Below are 19,543 nucleotides of genomic sequence, written 5' to 3' on the forward strand. Positions count from 1 at the left end.
TTTCCAAATCGACAAAGGAGCCTTGCAGTGATCATCCATTCCTTCGTGAGCGAAACCCGCGAGCCGTTCGAGCGCGGGCGGCAGATTGGAGAGCGGTGGGCGGAACAGATTCGGCGCACCGTGGCGCTGTACCTCGACTTCTTCCCCCGCGTGGGCGTGCCCGCCGAGCAGGTGCGCGGCATCGGCGAGGCCAGCCTGGCCGCGCTGGACGCCTGGTGTCCGGCCCTGGCCCGTGAGGTCGAGGGCCTGGCCGCCGGCGTGCAGCTGCCGCTGTGGCAACTGGCGGCGCTGAACGCGCGCACCGAAATCCTCGCAGTGATGCCTGCGCAACCGCTGGAAGGCGAGTGCTCCACCGCGGTCTACGCGCCCCATGGCGCCGCCGCGCCGCTGAGCATCCAGACCTGGGACTGGCACGACAGCCTGGTGCCCCACGGCCTGCTGCTGCAGCTGGTCGCCGGCAGCGGCCTGACGGTCAAGCTGTTCACCGAGTTCGGCATGCTCGGCAAGATCGGCGTCAACAGCGCCGGCCTGGGCATGCACTTCAACATCCTCCACCATGCCGGCGACAACGGCGAAGCCGGGGTGCCGGTGCACGCCATCGCCCGCCGCGTGCTGGAAGAGGCCACAAGCGTGGCCGAGGCCATCGAACTGGTGGGCTCGGCCCGCGTCAGCGCCTCCACCGTGCTGACCTGCTTCAGCCGCGACGACGCCGAACTGCGCGCCGCCAGCATCGAGATGAGCCCGGCGGCCACCGCCGTGGTGCCGCCGCGCGCCGACGGCTGGGTGCTGCACACCAACCACTTCGTCGACCCGCAGCAGGCCCGCGGCGAGCGCACCGCCGACGTTTCCACCACCTACGCGCGCTTCGACCACCTGGCGGCCATGGCCCCGGGCATGGCCCGCGAGGTCCTGGCGCAGCGCGCCGAAGCCTTCTGCGGCGAGGCCGGCGAGCAGGCGGTGGTGTGCTTCCATCCGGACCTGTCGCAGCCGGACACCGAGCGCTGGGAAACCCTGCTGACCATCGGCCTGGACAGCGTCGGCTGCAACCTGGAGTACCACGCCGGCAACCCGCAGGCCCTGGCCCGCGACGGCTTCCAGCGCTTCTGAGCTGAACGACCCACCCCCGCGGCGGCCACCCGGCCGCCGCGCGGAACACTGCTGCCACAAGAACAAGAGCAGACCACCATGATCGACCACACCCCCACGCCCGGCTCGCGCTCGGCGTTCAAAACCTTCTGCGTCTCCGGCATGGGCACCGCGCTGGAGTTCTACGACTTCGTCATCTACGGCTACGCCGCCGCCCTGGTCTTCCCCAAGCTGTTCTTCCCCGGCATGGACCGCCTCACCGCGGTGCTGGTGGCCTTCGCCGCCTTCGGCGCCGGCTTCTTCGCCCGGCCCCTGGGCGGCGTGGTGTTCGGCCACCTGGGCGACCGCTACGGGCGGCAGAAGGCGCTGGTCGCCACGCTGCTGCTGATGGGCATGAGCACCCTGCTGATCGGCTTCCTGCCGGACTATGCCAGCCTCGGCATCGCCGCGCCCATCCTGCTGGTGGGCCTGCGCCTGGTGCAGGGCTTCGCCGCGGGCGGGGAGTGGGGCGGCGCCGCGCTGTTCGGCATCGAGGTGGCGCCCCGCGGCCGCCGTGGCCTGTGGGGCAGCTTCACGAGCATGGGCATCGGCATCGGCGGCATCTTCGGCTCCGCGGTGTTCGCCCTGGTCAGCCTGGCCTTCGACGACGACCTGGGCGGCATCGCCTGGCGCATCCCGTTCTGGCTCGGCGGCGTGCTGGTGCTGGTCGGCCTCTACGCGCGCCTGCAGAACCCGGCGCCGGCGCAACCGGCCAAGGCCCAGCCCAAGGCCCGCCTGCCGTTGCTCGAAGCCCTGCGCCAGCACCCGCGCGAACTGCTGCTGTGCACCGGCATCGCCTTCGGCTACATCACCGTGGCCTACATCAGCACCTTCTTCCTCGCCTACGCCACCGACATCGGCTACAGCAGCAGCCAGGCGTTGCTGTTCGACTTCGCGCTGTCCATCGCCATCGTCATCTCGGCGCCGTTCTTCGGCCACCTGTCCGACCGCTACGGCCGCCGCACGGTGATGATCTTCGGCGCGGCCATCATGGCCCTGGGGCTGTTCGCCTTCTTCCCGCTGCTGGGCACCCACCACCTGGCGCTGGCCCTGCTGGCCTACCTGGCCGTGGGCTTCTTCATGGGCGCCACCCAGGGCCCGATCCCGGCCTTCCTCGCCGAACAGTTCCCGCGGCGGATGCGCTACTCCGGTATTTCCGCCAGCTATCAGTTGGGGGCTGCACTGGGTGGTGGGACTGCTTCCAGCGCGGCTACCGCGATCCTTATCGCCAGTGGTCACCAGCCGGTCTACGTGGCGCTGTATGGCGCGGCGGCGATGGCGCTGGTGGCGGTTTGTTCGTTGGTGATGCGTGAGACGGCGTATCTGGAGATGGAGGAAGTGGACAGGGGCGTGGCGTCGACGGGGGAGGGGGTGCGTAGTTTGTCCTGAGGCGGGGAGCTTTTTTGTAGGAGTGAGCTTGCTCGCGAATGGAGTCAACCGGCGGTGGTGGTGCTTTGGGTTGACTCCGTCCCCTCTCCCCAGCCCTCTCCCTGAAGGGAGAGGGGGCTAGTCCGTGCCGAGAGAGGGAATGGTTTCAGCCGGAAACCTTCGGTGTTGCCGGCTGACTCCAGAACACCCAAACACACCGAACGGTCCCCTCTCCCTTCAGGGAGAGGGTTAGGGAGAGGGAGCGGTATCAAGCCCAGCTCCAGCGCAACCAGGTAACTCTGTTCGCGAGCAAGCTCGCTCCTACAAAAGCCCAAAGCCCAAACCCCAAACCCCCAACCTCAAACCACCCCCCGCCGCCGCACCCCAGGCACCAACCCCAGCACCAACGCACACCCCGCCAGAATGATCAGCGCCCCCAGCCCCTGCACCAGCGACAGCGGCTCGTGCAGCCACAGCGCCCCCACCAGCACCGCCACCACCGTCACCACGAACTCCACGCTGATGGTGCGAGTAGCCCCGATGCGGGCGACCAGGTGGAAGTACACCACGTAGTTGAAGGCGCTCATCATGCAGCCGCACAGCAGCAGGTAGAGCACGTCCAGCGCCGAGGGCACGCCCGGCGGCGGCACCCAGTACAGCAGCGGCAGGGTCAGCAGCCCGCCCACCAGGAAGGCGCCGCAGGTCACCTCCCAGGGGGCCGCCGTGCGCAGGCGCAGCGCCGCGTAGTTGCTGCCGAAGGCCGCGCACACGCCACCGAAGATCGAGGCCGCGCAGCCGAGCATGAAGGAAGGCGTCACCGGCACCGCCGGGAAGCCCACCAGCAGGAGCATGCCCAGCAGCCCCAGGGCCAGCCCGAAGGCCCCGGCCAGGGTGATGCGCTCCAGCCCCCAGAGGCGGCCGATGACCATGGAGAACAGCGGGATGGCCGCCACGAAGATCGCCGCCATGGCGGTGCCGATCAGCGGCGTGGCGAAGGTCATGCCGATCAACTGGCCGGCCACCGTGGTGGCGCCCAGCACGCACAGCGGCCGCCACAGGCCGCGGAAGTTCAGTACCCGCCCGCTCAGCCGCGCCGCCACCAGCAGGGTGAGGCTGGCGATCAGCGCGCGGAAGCTCACCGCGCCCACCCAGCCGAAGCCGGCTATCGCCTTGAGCAGCACCAGGAACGACAGGCCCCAGGCCACAGCGAGATACAGGTAGGCGACGAGATCGCGAGGTTGCATGGGGCACCGGCAGAAAAAGGGAAGGGGACACGCGCGAAAGCGCCCCGGTGGGGCGAGCCTATCTTGTCCGAACGGCCAGCTCGGCGGGAAGGGGGGGCTGTCGCTTCTGGCTGTCTGCATGCCGCAGCGATGCCAGCCGGGCGAACCACACGCCCCGGGCATTAGGAAAACTGATCGCGCATTCGCTGAAATCATCGGAGTCGATCTGGAGTGCGCCCCGCCGCGGTGCTAGAAATAGCCCGCGCCAGCCCCTCCGACCGCCGATAGAGAGATGCCTCGATGCAACCCGTACTGCCCCTGATCGACCCTGAGGTCGCCCGCCTGGCCCCCGGCTTCCGCGCCCTGAGCCTGACGGCCGAGGCCGCGCCCATCCTGCGCCCGGAGGTAGCCGGCGAGGCCGTGGAGCGCGCCTGCCGGGTGCTGCTCGACGGCGGCCCGGCCTGGGCCGAGGCGCACATCGCCGCCTGGGCCGAGGTGTTCCGTGGCTTCGGCGCCAAGCCCCAGCGCACCCCCTGCTCGGTGGAAGCCCTGCGCAAGCGCGTGCTGCGCGACGGCAGCCTGCCGAGCATCGACCCGCTGGTGGACCTCTACAACGCCATCAGCATCCAGTACGCGCTGCCGGTGGGCGGCGAGAACCTGGCCGCCTACGTCGGCACGCCGCGGCTGGCCATCGCCGACGGCAGCGAGCCGTTCGACACCTTCAAGGAAGGCCAGCCGGCCAACGACCCGCCGCTGCCCGGCGAAGTCATCTGGCGCGACGACCTGGGCGCCACCTGCCGCCGCTGGAACTGGCGCCAGGGCGTGCGCACGCGCCTGGACGCCGAGGCCCGGCAGATGTGGTTCATCCTCGAAAGCCTGCCGGCCATGCCGCTGGAGGCCCTGCACGAAGCCGGCGAGCGCCTGGCCGAGGGCCTGCGGCGGATGATGCCGGGCGTGCGGGTGGAGCAGCGGCTGGTGAGCGACACCGGAGCGAACTGACCCGGCTACCCATTGCCCATCAAAGCCGAAGGCCGGAGCCCGCGCCTCCACAAGGAAGCACAGGCCCCGGCCTTCGGCCATCCAGGCGGCGCGATCAGCCGCCGCTACGCTCGGCCCGTTGCTGGGCCAATTCGTACAGGTGCCGCGCCTCGCCGGCCAGCGGCACCAGCGCCGAAGCCAACCGCGAGGTTTCCTGCACCAGCACGTCGTCGCCATCGTGGCATTCCAGCACGTGCAACAGGTCCTCCAGCGCCGCCAGGCGGCGCGCGGCGGCATCGTACAGATGCGCCGCGGGCGCGCCGGCATTCACGAACAGAACATCCTCGAAGGACTGATGGTGCAGCGGCACCAGTTTCGGATCAGCCATGGCACACCTCCAGGGCGAGGACGCAGGGCAGGGGGGACGGCAAGGTGAACACAGCAAGATGTAAGCGACAGTGCATTTCCGTTGCTCCTTCTGGGAGGGAGAAACCGCCAGCCTGGAAAGAGGGGCGGCGGATCGTGCGGGGGTCGCAGTACCGGGACGAAACGCGCAAAGAACCGGCCAGGCTTCGGGGCCTGCCCCGCACGACCCGCCATGACTGCACGATGCAGCAGGCAAGAAAAAGCGCCTTTGCAGGTGCCGAGGCGCTTCGTGCACGCAATTCATCCGACGGGCTGCGACACCCGGCCACGGGATTGACCGTGACAGGGAGCGAATCTAGCGACGGCCTTTGTAGGCCCACAAGGGCGAATGTGGGTGGGAAATTTCAGGTGAATCTGCAGCCCGCATCACAGGCCGAAGAGGTAACCCAACACAGCCGCCGTCATGGCCAAAGCCGCCACCACAAAAGCCGGCCTGGACGTAACCAGCCCCAGGAAAAGTTGTCGGTTCCGCCGACGTATCTCCACCAACTCCCGCGCCGCCTCCGGATGAATGTCCCGGAGAAGCTGCTGGCTGCTATAGATCAAATGCCGCGCCTGCCCAAGCTCGCTCGCATTCAGGCAGACAATGGAAAACATCGCCTCACCCTCCGGACTGACGCCGGTGTTGAAGACATAAGAGTCCAGCCCATGCCTGCGCAGCGCCGAGTTCAGGTACTCGGCGAGGGCTTCTTCCTTGAAGTCGAGGAGGGTGTACATGGGGTAGTCCGCCTATTCGTTTTGTGCGCGCCTCAGACGGCAAGGCAGGACGTCACCATATCGTCGAGCATGTCCACCAGTTCAGGATCCATGAAGCGGTAGTCATCGGGAATATCCAGAACGTGAAGCCGCTTGTGTTCAAGCAGACGGGCATATTCCGCCCGCAGACGATTCAGGTGCTTGCGCTCCATCACGAAGATCACATCGGCCCAACGGATATCCGCTGGGCCGACGGGTTTGCGGGCGTTCGGGCTGGTGCCTGCCGAACGGGCATCGAAGCCAGGCCGGCGGCGCCAGATAGCTTCCGCGGTGGGGCTACGCCATTGATTTCGGCTGCAGATGAAAAGGAGGTTGGTCACTCTTGATCCAGCAGTTGGCGGACGGTGCGGATGGGATAACCCAGGCCAAGTTGGCGGGCCCTGAACAGCTTGTCGGCGCGGGTATATAACAGCTTCCAGTTCTTTTCCGGCCGGGGCCGCGGCGGACGAAACGCCTTTTGGGAGGCATGTCTACGGGCCTGCGAGCGTCTCCAGGCGCGAGTTCTTTCCATGGTCATATCCTCGTGAATACCGGGTTCAGCAGCCGCGGTAATACGGGATGGGGCGTATGGTAGACGTGGATCGAGGCGGTGGCCAGGATGGCGAGATTGCGGTGGCTCCAAGCCGAGCCTGAAGCCACCGTGCGCTTGTTTGTTGTCTGCTGCAAACGTCCGATTTTGGTCGACTGCTGCCCTTAGTCATAGGCTGCTTCCGACCCATAACGGCCACTCTCCTCTCGTCGAGCGGAGGTCATTATTCCGGTAGTTGCAGCGTAGGTATCTTGGTTACTGCAACAGAAAGTTTGTACTCGAAAAGCTCCACATCCTTGATACTAGAGCAGGCCAGTCGTAAATCTTCGGACATGCTGCGGCACACGATGATCCCTCGGACCCTCTGGCCTGGGTCGGCTAGGTCACGCCGTACCCAGTTCATGTAACGCAGAAGTTGGCCGACCACTCGGTCGTAGCCCCGAGAAACCTTGAGCTCAATCACTACGAAGGCACCATTGTGATCGACGGCGAGTATATCGATTCGTCTACCTCCGCCGGCTTCATACTCAATGCCCCGCAGATCTTCGTCCTCGTAAAGCTTAAGGCCTGGCTCGATACATTCGAGATTTTCCGCCAAGTAGCGCTGTAGGTCTCTTTCCAGCAGAAATTCGGTAGAGCCAGGCAAATTGGTTTCGGTGAGAACAATATTCTCAGTATCCGTCTCTTCCTCATCCTGCTCGGCGATGTCACCTTTCACCATCTCATGGATAGGCGCGGGATCCTTACCTGCTTCAAAGAGCCGAAACTCCCCTGGAGCAACCTTGAACAGAAGGTCATCGGTCGTGTTAGTAGAGGGGTGGTGTAGACGGCTGGGGTCGTTTGTGGCGGATTGAACAAGGTGCGCGCGAATGCTGCCTGGTTTCAATTTGGGATAGTGTGTTGCAAACCATTGAATTGCGCGAGTTGTGGTGAAGACCTGACCTGGTTTTAGGTCCCAACTCATGAGCATGTCCTTCAGCAGCGCGCGAGTCGATTTCTCGTAGATGGTTCGGGCCATGAGGAGCCTCCTTGTGAGGTTGTGAGATTTTCCGATTAAGGCCACATCTTGCCTATAGCAGCATGTAAGTATCGATTGGATTTGAGCTGCTGAATTCGAGCAGAGGCCGGAGCGTGCAAATAATTCTTTAACTTTGAGTGCCGTTTGGATCGAAATTTGCTCCGTTCAAATGTCCACCTCTGGCCCAGACTGTGCGAAAACCTGAGCGGCTCTTCGAAGAGCGCGTTCCTACGTGAAATCTGAAAAGGCTTGGCTATTCAGCAACCCAGAACCCGCGTAGAAACGCGAAATCGAGGTTGTTTTTTAACCAGCTGGACCGATCCGGAGGTTTTCACACAGCCTGAGCCGAAAGCAGACGTTTTTTGCAGCATCGGTACTCTTCCGGGCCAGGCGGGAGCATGGATGCGGTTACTACCCAGGCTGACAGCGATGATTGCCCCGTCGTCTTAAGTCCGCTCCCTTTCCCCACTGCGCTCGGTGAACCAGATGGCAACGGCCATCACCGCGACGCCCATCAACTGCAGAGCACCCAGGCGCTGCCCGTAGAACAGCCAGTCGATGACGATGGCCACGGCCGGGTAGATGAACTGGTAGACCGCGATCCTGTCGGTGTTCAGGCGCGCCATGCCGGCGTACATCAGCGAATAGGCGAGCCCGGTGTGGATCAGCCCCAGGCCTGCCAGCCATGCCCAGGAGGCGCCCCATTGCGGCCAGCCGTGGAGCATGGGCCACGCCAGCAGGGCCAGCGTTCCGATCGCGCACTGCCACCAGGCGAGGATGCCGGCCGACATGTGCCGTAACCGCCGGGCGACGATGGTGACGCAGGCGGTGCAGAAGGCGCCGACCAGGCAGAACGCCACGCCCCACCAGTAGCTCGCGGGGTAGGCCTGGTCCGCGCCGAACAGCGAAAGGTGCTCCAGTATGCCGGTCGCCAGCACCAGGCCGGCCATGGCGACGAGCACCGATACCACGCGCCGCTTGGCAGTCGGCTCCTTCAGATACCAGGCACCCAGGATCAGCACCCACAGCGGCTGCACATGGAAGAGCACCGTGGCCACGCCTGCGGAGGTGTGCTCGATGGCGGCGAAGAACAGGCTCCAGGCCAGCACCATCAGGCCTCCTGCTGCGAGCAGCGCGAAGGTCGCCTTCCTGCCCGGGAGCAGGCTGCGCAACTGGCGGCGACAGGCTGCCCAGAGCGTCAGCCCCAGCAGGCCGAAGGCGCAGCGGAACCAGGTCGCGGTCAGCGGATCGGCGCCGGACTGGTGCAGGAAGAGGCCGATGGTGCCCAGGACGACGCTGCCTAGTACGAAGGGCAGCGTTCCGCCGGTGACGTCGGAATGGACGTGTGCGGCTTGCTGGCTGAAGGCCGAAGCCTTCGGCCCCGCCATTTGTTCATGTGCGTTCATGCGGCGAGTGTGGGACTGGCCCGTTGGAACGAGAAGCGCATAATGCCGCATGCAAGTATTCGATAAACGAATTTAAAGGGCCGATCAAGATGATGCCGCGTGACCTGCAGCTGGACTGGCTGAAGTGCTTCGTTTCCGTGGTCGATGCGGGCTCGCTGTCGAACGCGGCGGGCGAGGTGCATCGTTCGCAGTCGGCGGTCAGCATGCAACTGAAGAAACTGGAAAACGCCCTGGGCCGGCAACTGTTGGTACGCGGCCCGCGCAGCCTGCAGCTGACCGCGGACGGCCAGACGCTGCTGGGCTTCGCACGCCGCATGCTCGACCTGCACGCCGAAACCCAGGCCGCCTTCCATGGCGAGGAACTCAGCGGCCGGGTTCGTCTTGGCGTGCCCGACGACTACGCGGCCAAGTACCTCACGCCGGTGCTCAAACGCTTCGCCCAGCGCTATGGCAGCGTGGAAATCGAACTGAACTGCGAGCAGTCGACGGCGCTCATCCCGCGGGTAGCCAGCGGCGATCTGGACCTGGCGCTGGTTTCCCGCGACCACTCCCGGCGCGGAACGCTGCTGTTCCACGAACCCATGGTCTGGGTGGGCTCGCCGCAGTTCGAGCTTTGGCGGCGCGACCCGCTGCCGATCGCGGTCTACGAGAGTACGAGCCTCGCACGGCGCAGCGCGATCAACTCCCTGGCGCTGCAGGGCCGGCGCTACAAGGTGGTGTACAACAGCTCCAGCCTCGCCGGGCAGCTCGCCGCGGTGGAGAGCGGCCTGGCGGTGGCGGTGCTGACGCAATGCAGCGCCCCCGATCACTTGCAGATACTGGGCGTCGAGCAGGGGCTCGGCCCGCTGGAGCCCATGGAGGTCGCCGTCTATCGAAGCCGCGCTTCCCAGGGCTCCAAGGCCGTGGACAGCCTGCGGAGCCTGTTGATCAGGACGTTGAGGTTGTCGAGCGAGGGCTGAAGGATTGCTGGTGGAGTTCGCCTCCTTCGAGGCGAGCGACATTCGATGCTGGTGCCGGCCCAGGTCGATCCGCTAGGCTTGCCGCTCCCGGCGCAGGTGCCGGACCCCAGGAACGCCACTTTCAAGGAGATGCCCCATGGCGAACATTCCCCAGGCGCTGCCGCGCGCCTTTCCCCTGAAGCTCGTCGCCGGCGGCCTGATCGGCCTGCTGGTGCTGGTCGCCGTGGGCGGCTCGTTCTACACCATCGACGAGAAGGAGCGCGGCGTGGTGCTGCGCAACGGCAAGCTGGTGGACGTGGCCGAGCCCGGGCTGGGCTGGAAGGTGCCGTTCATCGAGACGGTGAAGACCCTGTCGATCCAGAACCACACCAGCCGCTACGAGCAACTGCAGGCCTACAGCCGCGACCAGCAGAGCGCGGCGCTGGTTGTCTCGGTGTCCTGGCACGTGACGCCGGACGAGGTGGCGAAGGTCTACTCCGGCTACGGCGACCTGCAGGGGCTGGTGGACCGTCTGATCAGCCGCCAGGTGCCGACCCAGGTGGAAAACGTCTTCGGCCGCTATACGGCGATCCAGGCGGTGCAGAACCGGGGGCAGTTCGTTGCCGACGTGGCCACCGCGGTCAAGGCCGCGGTCAAGGGCCCGGTGGTGATCGACGGCGTGCAGGTGGAGAACATCGACTTTTCCGACGCCTACGAACGCTCCATCGAGGAGCGCATGAAGGCCGAGGTGGCGATCCAGACCCGCCAGCAGAACCTCGCCACCGAGCAGGTGCAGGCGCAGATCCAGGTCACCCAGGCGCAGGCCGAGGCCGACTCCAAGCTGGCCCAGGCCAAGGCCGACGCCGAGGCCACCCGCCTGCGCGGCCAGGCCGAGGCCGATGCCATCCGCGCCAAGGCCGAGGCCCTGGCCTCGAACCAGAACCTCATCGAACTGACCAAGGCCGAACGCTGGGACGGCAAGCTGCCGGAAACCATGCTGCCGGGCTCGACGCTGCCGTTCATCGATGTGAATCGCGCACGTCCCCACTGCTGTCCGGCACGCCTCATGCTATTAACAGCTGCCCCTGACGCAGGTTGATCTCGCGTATTCGCTCCTGCCGTCGTCGGTAACGTTCGGCCTCCAGGCCTGGGCGCTGAAACAGCGTTGCCTGTACCTCCACCATCAGCATCCACAGGCTTTGCCGCGTTCCCGTCCTGCGTTGGTAAAGGTTCAGCAGCAAGTAGCTGATCAGCGCACAGAGAATCTGGATGCGCACGGCATTCTCGCTACGGCCCAGGAAACGCCTGACCTTCAGGTGTTGCTTGATCCATTTGAAAAACAGCTCGATCCGCCAGCGATCCCGATAGCGCTCGGCGATTTCTGCCGCCGGGCTGCTCAGGTCGTTGGTCGCCAGGCTCAGAGGCGGCTCATCGCCTGGGCGGTTCACCAGGATCCGCCGCAGGGGCTGGGTGTAGTGATTACGCCGTCGGCCACCTGGGTTGCGGTTGGAGAAGCTCACCTCTTCGTCTCGCAGGATCGTTTCCCGGTCTTGCTGGGGAACCTCGCGCTGGGCCAGGACCTTGAGCCGCACATTGGACTTGAATCGTGTGACGAAGCGGGCCTTCTGGGCATCCAGGCTCGCCCACCAGTTGAAGTCGTAATAGCCCTTGTCGAATACGTAGGTGGCCTGTGGCTCGATACCCAGCGTCCGGCCTTCGTCGATGTCGTTGACGTTGGCTGCGCTGAAGCTGCAATGCACCGGTGCTGCCGCCTGCTCGGCATACAGCACATGGACTTTCAGCCCCTGGGAGCGGGTTCGATTGGACAGCGTCCATTCGTCGAAGCCAGGGCCCTTGAGGGTGATCGTGGTGGAGTCCAGCAGGTACAGCAGTTCCTTCCCGTCACGGCGTAACTGCCGGCAGACGCCCGCCATCAGGTAGTGCGCAACCTGGGCGAAGACCTCGGTATTACGGCGTTCGTTGGCATCGGCCAGGGTGGAACGCCGGATCGGGCCCGTCCCCAGGTGATAGTGCTGATGGGGATGGCTGTTGAAGCTGGTTTCAAGCGCCCGCAGGCTGCTCACGCCGGCCAGTTGGGCATACACCATGGCGACCAGGTGATCCCAGCTGCCAAAGCGCTTGCTGTGCTTGTCGGCGCCGTGTTCGGCGACCAGTCGATCGAAGACGCCGCGAGGCAGCGCTTTTAGTACATCGTGAAAACGGCTTATCCTGAACATCTTGCGGGGGCTGTGAGGTTGAGTTGGCGCTCAACGGTTTAACCCGTGCCTTCAGCCCCCGCAAGCCCTCCAGACGCCCCCTCGAAAATATTCCGGACAGTAGTGCGCACGTCCCTGATTCCGGCATCGGTTCCTCGTGGGGCCGGGCCCGGTGGGTTTGGCGCCAACCTGTAGGAATAACTGTCTGCGCCGAGGCGCTTTCCGTAGGATGGGTTGAGCTTGCGAAACCCGTGCGGTTGCACTGATGGGTATCGCTTCGCTCAACACCATCCTACGAAAAGCCATGCTCGCTACGTTCGTGTGTCCCTGGAACTGGACTGTGTTCCGTGCCGAGGTTGAGATCGGAGTGGAGGGCCGCGGAAGAGCACCCTCTCCCCAGCCCTCTCCCGCAAGCGGGAGAGGGGGCTGCCCGGCATGCTCGGGGAGTTCGGCACCACAACCTGTAGGAGCGGGCCCTGCCCGCGATTTCGCGCGCAGGGCGCACTCCTACATGCTGTCCGGGAGAGCGTAGCGGATCTCATCCGCGAATCGCGCCGGAGCCTCCGGCCATCGCGGACAAGGTCCGCTCCTGCCATACGGGTGGGCACGGCTTCTCGTAGGAGCGAGCTTGCTCGCGAACACACTTCACTGCGCTGCTCATTCACGAGCAAGAACCAGGCGTCCCCTCGACCCTACGAAGAGGCGATCTGCCTGTCTCCACCGAGCCTGGCAGATAGTCGATGACGTGGCGCATTCGATGGTCGGTGATGGCTGCGTTGATGGTGTAGGCGCCGCCTCCGCAGATGCCGATGGCGCCGATGCGATCGGCATCTGCGGAGGGTTGGGCCAACCTCTCCATCCCCCAGCGACCCCCTTCATACATTTGTCTAGCGCAACTGCCCGTCCCTTGGATTTTGTCGATGTTCAGCCCCGGTGGAGGTCCCTAACCTTCTGAAAAGGCAGCGTTGATTACCAATAATAAAAGGAGACGACCAGTGCCTATTCAGACAGAACACGACCCGCGCCTGAAGCGTGCGCTCAAGACGCGGCACATCAGCATGCTGGCCCTGGGCGGCGTTATCGGCGCCGGGCTTTTCGTGGGCTCCAGCGCGGTCATCGCCTCGACCGGGCCCGGCGCTTTCATCACCTATGCCATCACCGGGCTGATCGTCGCGCTGGTGATGCGCATGCTCGGCGAGATGGCCGCCGCGCATCCCGCCAAGGGTTCCTTCGTCGATTACGCGAGGCTGGCCTTCGGCCGTCCGGCCGGGTACATGACCGGCTGGCTGTACTGGTACTTCTGGGTGATCGTGGTGGGCTTCGAGGCCGTGGTCGGCGGCCAGATCATCAACGGCTGGTTCCCGGACATCCCGGTGTGGGCCATCGCCCTGGGGCTGATGGTGGGCATGACGCTGCTGAACCTGATGTCGGTGCACTCCTTCGGCGAGGCCGAGTACTGGTTCGCCGGCGTCAAGGTCGCGGCCATCGTCGTGTTCCTGGTCGTCGCCGGGGCCTATGCCTTCCGGCTGTGGCCGGGCTCCACCGCCAGCTTCGACAACCTCACCGCGCATGGCGGGTTCCTGCCCCACGGCGTGACGTCGCTGTTCACCGGCGTGGTGGTGGTCATCTTCTCCATGACCGGCGTGGAAGTCGCCACCCTCGCCGCGGCGGAGTCCGAGGACCCTTCGCGCAACATCCGCAAGGCCGTCAATACCGTGATGCTGCGCATCCTGGTGTTCTTCGTCCTGGCGACCTTCTTCATCGTGGTCGCGCAGCCGTGGACCGAGATCAAGGCCGGCAAGTCGCCGTTCGTGGCCACCCTGGAGCACATCGGCATTCCCGGCGCCGGCCACATGCTGACCGCGGTGATCCTGGTGGCGGTGCTGTCGGTGCTCAATGCCGGGCTCTACACCTCGTCCCGCCTGCTGTACGTGCTGGCCTCCAACGACGAGGCGCCAAGCTGGATCGCCGGGGTGAGCCGCAAGGGCGTGCCGGTGCGCGGCGTCATCGCCTCCACCCTGGTGGGCTATGGCTGCGTGGTCATCGCGGCGCTCTGGCCCGATACCGTGTTCCAGTTCCTGATCAACTCCTCCGGCACCGTCTTCCTGTTCGTCTACCTGATGATCTGCCTGTCGCAGCTCAAGCTGCGCCGCAGATGGGTGGAGGAGGGCAGCCTGAAGTTCGCGATGTGGGGCCACCCCTGGCTGCCGCTGCTGGTGACCGCGTCGATCGTGGCGGTGCTGGTGAGCATGGCCTTCGACCCCTCAATGCAGATCAGCCTGCTGCAGTGCCTGATCGCCATCGCCGCGATCGCTGCCTCCTACGCGCTGGTGCGGCTGTCCCGCTGCCGCCGGCAAGCCGCCGTGCTACCCGCACGCAGCGCTTCGTAGCCCCCACCCATGGCCGTCAATTGGAAGCCAACCCCATGACCGCAAAATTCGATCTGACCCAGTTACCCAACAAGCCGCTCTGGTTCGAACAAGGCCCGGTCCGCGCTGCGCTGGAGGGCACCACGGACGCTGATGTCGTCATCGTCGGCGCGGGGTACACCGGCCTGTGGACGGCCTACTACCTGCTCAAGAGCGACCCCTCCCTGCGTGTGGTGCTGCTGGAGAAGCGCGAAGTCGGTTTCGGCGCCTCCGGACGCAACGGGGGCTGGGCCTCGGCGATTTTCCCGATCTCGCTGTCCCGCGTGGCCGAGATGTATTCCCACGATGCCGCGCTGAAGCTGCAGCTGGCCATGAACGACACGGTGGACGAGATCGGCCGGGTGCTGGCGCTGGAAGGCGTCGACGCCGACTACGCCAAGCAGGGCTTCCTCTCCCTGGCCCGCAGCGCGCCGCAACTGGCCCGTGCGCGGGCGGCGGTGGAAGGCTCGGCGCGCTTCGGGCTGCCGGAGCAGTGGCAACTGCTCGATGGCGCCCAGGCCGGCGCCAGGGTCGGCGCCGAAGGCACGCTGGGCGGGCTCTATACCGAGCATTGCGCGCTGATCCACCCCGGCAAGCTGGTGCGTGGCCTGGCGCGGCTGGTGGAGACGATGGGCGCGACCATCCACGAGCATTCCGCCGTCACCGAGTTTGCCGAGGGCGTGGTGCGCACCGGGCGTGGTTCGGTGCGCACGAAGTTCACGGTGCGCGCCACCGAGGCGTTCACCTCGCAGCAACCCGGGCACTCGCGCTTCGTCATCCCGCTGTATTCGCTGGTGCTGGCGACGGAGCCGCTGCCCGCCGAGCTGAGACGCAGGCTGGGGCTCGACCACCGCCTGGCCTTCAACGACATGCGCCACCTTCGCGTCTACGGGCAGGTCACGGCCGAGGGGCGGCTGGTTTTCGGCGGCCGCGGCGCGCCGTATCGCCTGGGCTCCCGGATCACCGAGGAGGCCGACCTGGTGGACGGCATCCACGCGAAGATCCACCAGACGCTGCTGGAATTCTTCCCGGACCTGGCCGATGCGCGCATCACCCACCGCTGGGGCGGCGCGCTGGGCGTGGCCCGCGACTGGTGCCCGACGGTGAGCATCGACCGGAAGAAACGCATCGCCTGGGCCGGCAACTACGTGGGCGATGGCGTCGCCACCAGCAACCTGGCGGGGCGCATCCTGCGCAACCTGATCCAGGGCCGCGACGAGGCGATCAACGCCTTGCCCCTGGTCAACCACCGCTCCCCGTCCTGGGAGCCCGAGCCGCTGCGCTGGCTGGGTGTCAACAGCGGGCTCGCCGCAGCCTCGCTGAGCGACATCGAAGAGCGCATCACCCATCGTCCATCCCGCACCGCGATGTTGCTCGAGAAGCTGACAGGTGCGCATTAACAGGAGTACGCCGTGACCACTTTCACGATCATCAAGTCCGCCGCCATCCAGTCCCTGCCCCTGAGCCCCGCCGGCCAGCGCGCCGGGGCGGACAAGGGCGACCCGCAGATCGCCATCCAGCAACTGGCGCCCGAGGCGACCGGCAACCTCGGCGTCTGGGAATGCCAGCCCGGCGGCTGGCCGGTGATCGAGCGCCCCGACACCGAGTTCACCTACATCATCTCCGGTAAGGCGCTGCTCACCGATAGCGGTAGCGGCGAGGTGGTGGAAGTGACTGGTGGCGATCTGATCATCTTGCCTCCGGGTTGGACAGGGCGCTGGGACGTGCTGGAGACCGTGCGCAAGGTGTACGCGATCTACTGATTCTGCAAGGTGGTGGCTGAGCGCTACCGCTGTTATCCCTTGATGTGAGAAAGACAATGACCCAAACCATCATGAATTGGATCTCCGGCGCCCGGGTGGCGGCCACCAGCGGCCAGCAACTGCCGGTCTACAACCCGGCCACCGGCGTCGTCACCGGCCAGGTGCAACTGGCCAGCCACGCCGACGTGGACGCGGCGGTGGCTGCCGCCAAGGCCGCCTTCCCGGCCTGGAGCAATCTCTCGCCGCTGCGCCGCTCGCGGGTGCTGAACCGCTTCCTGGCCCTGCTCAACGAACACCGCGACGAACTGGCCCGGCTGATCACCGCCGAGCACGGCAAGGTGTTCACCGACGCCCAGGGCGAAGTCACCCGCGGCATCGAGATCGTCGAATTCGCCTGTGGCGCGCCGCAACTGCTGAAGACCGACTTCACCGACCAGGTCAGCAGCAACATCGACAACTGGACGCTGCGCCAGCCGCTGGGCGTGGTGGCGGGCATCACGCCGTTCAACTTCCCGGTGATGGTGCCGATGTGGATGTTCCCCGTGGCCCTGGCCACCGGCAATACCTTCGTGCTCAAGCCCAGCCCGATCGACCCCAGCCCGAGCCTGTTCATCGCCGAGCTGCTCAAGCGGGCCGGCCTGCCCGACGGCGTGTTCAACGTGGTGCAGGGCGACAAGGGGGCGGTCGACGCGCTGCTCGAACATCCCGACGTGCAGGCCATCTCGTTCGTCGGCTCCACACCCATCGCCAACCACATCTACGAGACCGGCGCGCGCCACGGCAAGCGCGTCCAGGCCCTGGGCGGGGCGAAGAACCACCTGGTGGTCATGCCCGACGCCGACATCGACCAGGTGGTGGATGCGCTGATCGGCGCGGCCTACGGCTCGGCCGGCGAGCGCTGCATGGCCATCAGCGTGGCGGTCTTCGTCGGCGACGAGACCGCCGAGAAGGTCATGCCGAAACTGATCGAACGCACCCGCGCGCTCAAGGTGCTCGAGGGCAGAAACCTGGCAGCCGAGATGGGGCCGATCGTCACCCGCGCCGCGCTCGAGCGCATCACCGGCTACATCGAGCAGGGCGTCCGGGAAGGGGCGACGCTGCTGGTGGACGGCCGCGGCTTCGACGGCGAGGCGGCGGGCGAGGGCTGCGGTGACGGCTTCTGGCTGGGCGGAACGCTGTTCGATGACGTCACCCCCGACATGCGCATCTACCGGGAAGAAATCTTCGGCCCGGTGCTGGCGTGCCTGCGCGTCAAGGACTTCGCCGAGGCGGTGCAGCTCATCAATGACCACGAGTTCGGCAACGGCGTGAGCCTCTACACCCGCGACGGCCACATCGCCCGCGAGTTCGGCCGGCGCATCCAGGTGGGCATGGTCGGCATTAACGTGCCGATCCCGGTGCCGATGGCCTGGCATGGCTTCGGCGGCTGGAAGAAGAGCCTGTTCGGCGACATGCATGCCTATGGCGAGGAGGGTGTGCGCTTCTATACCAGGCAGAAGAGCATCATGCAGCGCTGGCCGCAGGCCATCGCCAAGGGGGCCGAGTTCGCGATGCCGACCAGCGACTGAGGCTGGCGGCGAGTGGGCTCCGACGGCCCCGCACCCCAGGTGCGGGGCCGTTTGCATTCAAGGTGTCCGATCGAACAGCTCGGTGTTCTTCGCGGCCTGGAGCGCGATCCAGAAGCGTGCGATGCCATTGGTGGAGGTGGGCTTGAGGCCCGTCAGCTGCTCCACGAGCTTCAGCCGGTAGACCAGGGTCTGGCGGTGGATGCTCAGGTCGAAGGCGGTGGCTTTCCAGTTCCCGTCGTTTTCCAGGAAGGCCAGCAGCGTGGGCAGCAGCGCGGCGCCCTGGGTGCGGTCGTGCTCGATCAGTGGGCCCAGGTAGCGCCCCACCAGCGCCCGGGCTTCGGCGAGGGACTTCGGGGCCATGATCAGGCCGGTCTCCGCCTCGCCATAGCGCAGCACGCCGGCCTCCACTTCCTGCGCCTGGGCCAGGGCCAGGCGCGCCTGCCTGACGCTTTCGCGAAAGCCCGTCGCCGCGGCGATCGGCCCGCTCACGCCGATCACGGTGCCCTCGCCGAGATTGCTGCGCAGGGCATCGAATAGCTCGTTGTCGTCGCGGCTGATCGCCAGCAGCAGGCCCTTGTCGTTCAGCAGCAGGGGGCTGGCCTGGTGCAGGGCGGGCGCCTGGTGCAGCTCGTCCGGCCCCCAGGGCCCGTTGCCGCCCGGCTTGATCGCAAGGCACACCAGGGTGCCGAGCAGGCCGCGCTGTTCCAGGAGGGGGCGGGCGAGGCTGAACTCCGTCTCGCCTTCCAGCAGGCTGCGCAGCAGCGCCGAGCCCTCTTCGCGCTGCTGGTCGCGGTGGATCATCAGGCGTTCCAGCTCGACGCCGAGCAGGCCGACCAGCGAACGTACCAGGAGGGGGTCGTCGAGTGTCCTCTCGCCCTTGCGGGCCATGACCAGGTTGGCCCGCGCCCGCCCGGCGATGGGTATCCGTTCCAGCCGCTCCGGGGGCGGCCTGCGGGCCGAGCGGGTTTCGACGATGTCGACGCCGCTGACCGCGTCCTCGATCGCCAGGTACATGTCCAGCGTGGCGGCCAGGATCGAAAGGCGGCCGGCCATGTCAGGCTCCTTGCGCAGGGCTTCGGCGTAGGTCTGGAACAGCCGCTCGCTGGCATTGAAGCGCTCGCGCTGGGCCTGCAGCACGCTTTCGATCACATGGTGGGACAGCTTGACGAACTCGAGCTCGAAGCTGGCCCGGAGGATGGGGAACAGCAGGCGATCGGCCGCCGCCAGCAGCTCGTCCGACAGCGCCGGCGCGTCGTCCCTGGGCGCGACCACCAGTGCGCTGGCGTTGCTCTGCACCAGTTGTTCCAGCCAGGCGACCTGGTCCTGCGCGGCCGCGGGCAGGCCAACGCCGGTGGTCATGACCAGGTCGCCCGGGGAAACCCAGCGCCACGGGTCCGGCAGGTCGACGGCATGGGCCCAGGTGATCAGCCTGCCGGTGCCGGCGAGGCCGGCGACCGCCTGCAGTTTCAGCAGCTCGATCTCGATCAGGTCTTGCACGGTGAGCATTGGGGCCTCTTGTTTCGACGCGGGCGGGATGTCGTTCATTATCCGGAGTTATCCGGGGGCGCCTAGCTCTTCCTTGTCGTTCTTGTGAGCGTGGAGTGATGGGGTTGAGGTTGGAGCGGAGGTTCGCAGAAGAGCACCCTCACCCCAGCTCTCTCCCGGAGGGAGAGGGGGCCGTTCGGAGTGGGCGGGGAGTCCGGAGTCATCCTGGGACTCCTGTATCCGCCGTCGGCCGTGCCATCGGGGCGTTCGGCGTGGTCGGTGGGCCCAATCGCGGACGGAGTCCGCTCCTACAGTACGGGCTGGCAGCCTGCAAGG

The 19,543-nt window shown here is 66.3% G+C and carries 18 protein-coding genes; 9 read left to right on the forward strand and 9 right to left on the reverse strand.

Translation table 11 applies throughout. The features are described 5' to 3' along the window. Positions 1-27: 27 nt before the first annotated feature. Together PcP3B5_RS13840 and PcP3B5_RS13845 are read left to right on the forward strand one after the other, a co-directional pair. Positions 28-1,107: a C45 family autoproteolytic acyltransferase/hydrolase gene (locus PcP3B5_RS13840; RefSeq protein WP_061561589.1), complete on the forward strand. Its 1,080-nt coding sequence runs from the start codon at positions 28-30 to the stop codon at positions 1,105-1,107. 78 nt (positions 1,108-1,185) lie between these two features. Then, complete coding sequence (locus tag PcP3B5_RS13845; RefSeq protein ID WP_061561590.1) at positions 1,186-2,514, forward strand: MFS transporter; 1,329 nt, start codon at positions 1,186-1,188, stop codon at positions 2,512-2,514. A gap of 338 nt (positions 2,515-2,852) precedes the next feature. Here the strand turns inward: PcP3B5_RS13845 and PcP3B5_RS13850 are convergent, their stop codons facing one another. Then, positions 2,853-3,737 carry a DMT family transporter gene (locus tag PcP3B5_RS13850; protein ID WP_061561591.1) on the reverse strand — a complete coding sequence of 295 codons (885 nt, stop codon included), beginning with the start codon at positions 3,735-3,737 and terminating at the stop codon, positions 2,853-2,855. A 279-nt stretch (positions 3,738-4,016) separates the two neighbouring features. Here PcP3B5_RS13850 and PcP3B5_RS13855 point away from each other — a divergent pair, with 279 nt between their 5' ends. Continuing rightward, on the forward strand, positions 4,017-4,715 hold the full coding sequence (locus tag PcP3B5_RS13855; protein ID WP_061561592.1) for a B3/B4 domain-containing protein: 699 nt from the start codon (positions 4,017-4,019) through the stop codon (positions 4,713-4,715). 94 nt (positions 4,716-4,809) lie between these two features. Here PcP3B5_RS13855 and PcP3B5_RS13860 read toward each other — a convergent pair whose 3' ends face one another. From PcP3B5_RS13860 to PcP3B5_RS13880, 6 genes are all read right to left on the reverse strand, one after another. Then, positions 4,810-5,082, reverse strand: a complete 273-nt coding sequence (locus PcP3B5_RS13860) for a hypothetical protein (RefSeq protein ID WP_009620055.1) — start codon at positions 5,080-5,082, stop codon at positions 4,810-4,812. Between the two features lie 404 nt (positions 5,083-5,486). Further along, positions 5,487-5,837, reverse strand: a complete 351-nt coding sequence (locus tag PcP3B5_RS13865; RefSeq protein WP_061561593.1) for a hypothetical protein — start codon at positions 5,835-5,837, stop codon at positions 5,487-5,489. 32 nt (positions 5,838-5,869) lie between these two features. Continuing rightward, positions 5,870-6,196 carry a low molecular weight protein tyrosine phosphatase family protein gene (locus PcP3B5_RS13870; protein WP_024128409.1) on the reverse strand — a complete coding sequence of 109 codons (327 nt, stop codon included), beginning with the start codon at positions 6,194-6,196 and terminating at the stop codon, positions 5,870-5,872. After that, positions 6,193-6,387, reverse strand: coding sequence for a hypothetical protein (locus tag PcP3B5_RS32160; protein WP_082816326.1), 195 nt, complete (start codon positions 6,385-6,387; stop codon positions 6,193-6,195). Before PcP3B5_RS32160 ends, PcP3B5_RS13870 begins: the two co-directional genes overlap by 4 nt. Before the next feature lie 241 nt (positions 6,388-6,628). Then, complete coding sequence (locus PcP3B5_RS13875) at positions 6,629-7,423, reverse strand: endonuclease NucS domain-containing protein (RefSeq protein WP_058071871.1); 795 nt, start codon at positions 7,421-7,423, stop codon at positions 6,629-6,631. Between the two features lie 446 nt (positions 7,424-7,869). Continuing rightward, complete coding sequence (locus PcP3B5_RS13880; protein WP_203228553.1) at positions 7,870-8,829, reverse strand: DMT family transporter; 960 nt, start codon at positions 8,827-8,829, stop codon at positions 7,870-7,872. A gap of 89 nt (positions 8,830-8,918) precedes the next feature. On the opposite strand from PcP3B5_RS13880, the gene PcP3B5_RS13885 reads away from it, so the two are divergent. Further along, on the forward strand, positions 8,919-9,788 hold the full coding sequence (locus tag PcP3B5_RS13885; protein ID WP_061561594.1) for a LysR family transcriptional regulator: 870 nt from the start codon (positions 8,919-8,921) through the stop codon (positions 9,786-9,788). 136 nt (positions 9,789-9,924) lie between these two features. Continuing rightward, positions 9,925-10,866 (forward strand): SPFH domain-containing protein, encoded by a 942-nt coding sequence (locus PcP3B5_RS13890; RefSeq protein WP_061561595.1) that lies wholly within the window; start codon positions 9,925-9,927, stop codon positions 10,864-10,866. Here PcP3B5_RS13890 and PcP3B5_RS13895 read toward each other — a convergent pair. Further along, positions 10,832-12,004, reverse strand: coding sequence for an IS4 family transposase (locus tag PcP3B5_RS13895; protein ID WP_061560270.1), 1,173 nt, complete (start codon positions 12,002-12,004; stop codon positions 10,832-10,834). The genes PcP3B5_RS13890 and PcP3B5_RS13895 overlap by 35 nt on opposite strands. A gap of 974 nt (positions 12,005-12,978) precedes the next feature. Here PcP3B5_RS13895 and PcP3B5_RS13900 point away from each other — a divergent pair. The 4 genes from PcP3B5_RS13900 to PcP3B5_RS13915 are packed head-to-tail and all read left to right on the forward strand — an operon-like array spanning position 12,979 to position 17,722. Further along, complete coding sequence (locus PcP3B5_RS13900; RefSeq protein ID WP_061561596.1) at positions 12,979-14,373, forward strand: amino acid permease; 1,395 nt, start codon at positions 12,979-12,981, stop codon at positions 14,371-14,373. A gap of 35 nt (positions 14,374-14,408) precedes the next feature. Then, positions 14,409-15,791 (forward strand): NAD(P)/FAD-dependent oxidoreductase, encoded by a 1,383-nt coding sequence (locus PcP3B5_RS13905; protein WP_043273787.1) that lies wholly within the window; start codon positions 14,409-14,411, stop codon positions 15,789-15,791. Positions 15,792-15,803: 12 nt separating this feature from the next. Further along, positions 15,804-16,154, forward strand: a complete 351-nt coding sequence (locus PcP3B5_RS13910; protein WP_043273788.1) for a cupin domain-containing protein — start codon at positions 15,804-15,806, stop codon at positions 16,152-16,154. Positions 16,155-16,210: 56 nt separating this feature from the next. Then, positions 16,211-17,722, forward strand: a complete 1,512-nt coding sequence (locus PcP3B5_RS13915) for a CoA-acylating methylmalonate-semialdehyde dehydrogenase (RefSeq protein ID WP_061561597.1) — start codon at positions 16,211-16,213, stop codon at positions 17,720-17,722. 57 nt (positions 17,723-17,779) lie between these two features. Here the strand turns inward: PcP3B5_RS13915 and PcP3B5_RS13920 are convergent, their stop codons facing one another. Then, the gene (locus PcP3B5_RS13920) at positions 17,780-19,228 is read right to left on the reverse strand and encodes a PucR family transcriptional regulator (protein WP_061561598.1); all 1,449 of its coding nucleotides are present in this window, start codon (positions 19,226-19,228) and stop codon (positions 17,780-17,782) included. Positions 19,229-19,543: the final 315 nt, after the last annotated feature.

The organism is Pseudomonas citronellolis, assembly GCF_001586155.1.
In the GTDB taxonomy this organism is placed as follows: Bacteria; Pseudomonadota; Gammaproteobacteria; order Pseudomonadales; family Pseudomonadaceae; genus Pseudomonas; species Pseudomonas citronellolis.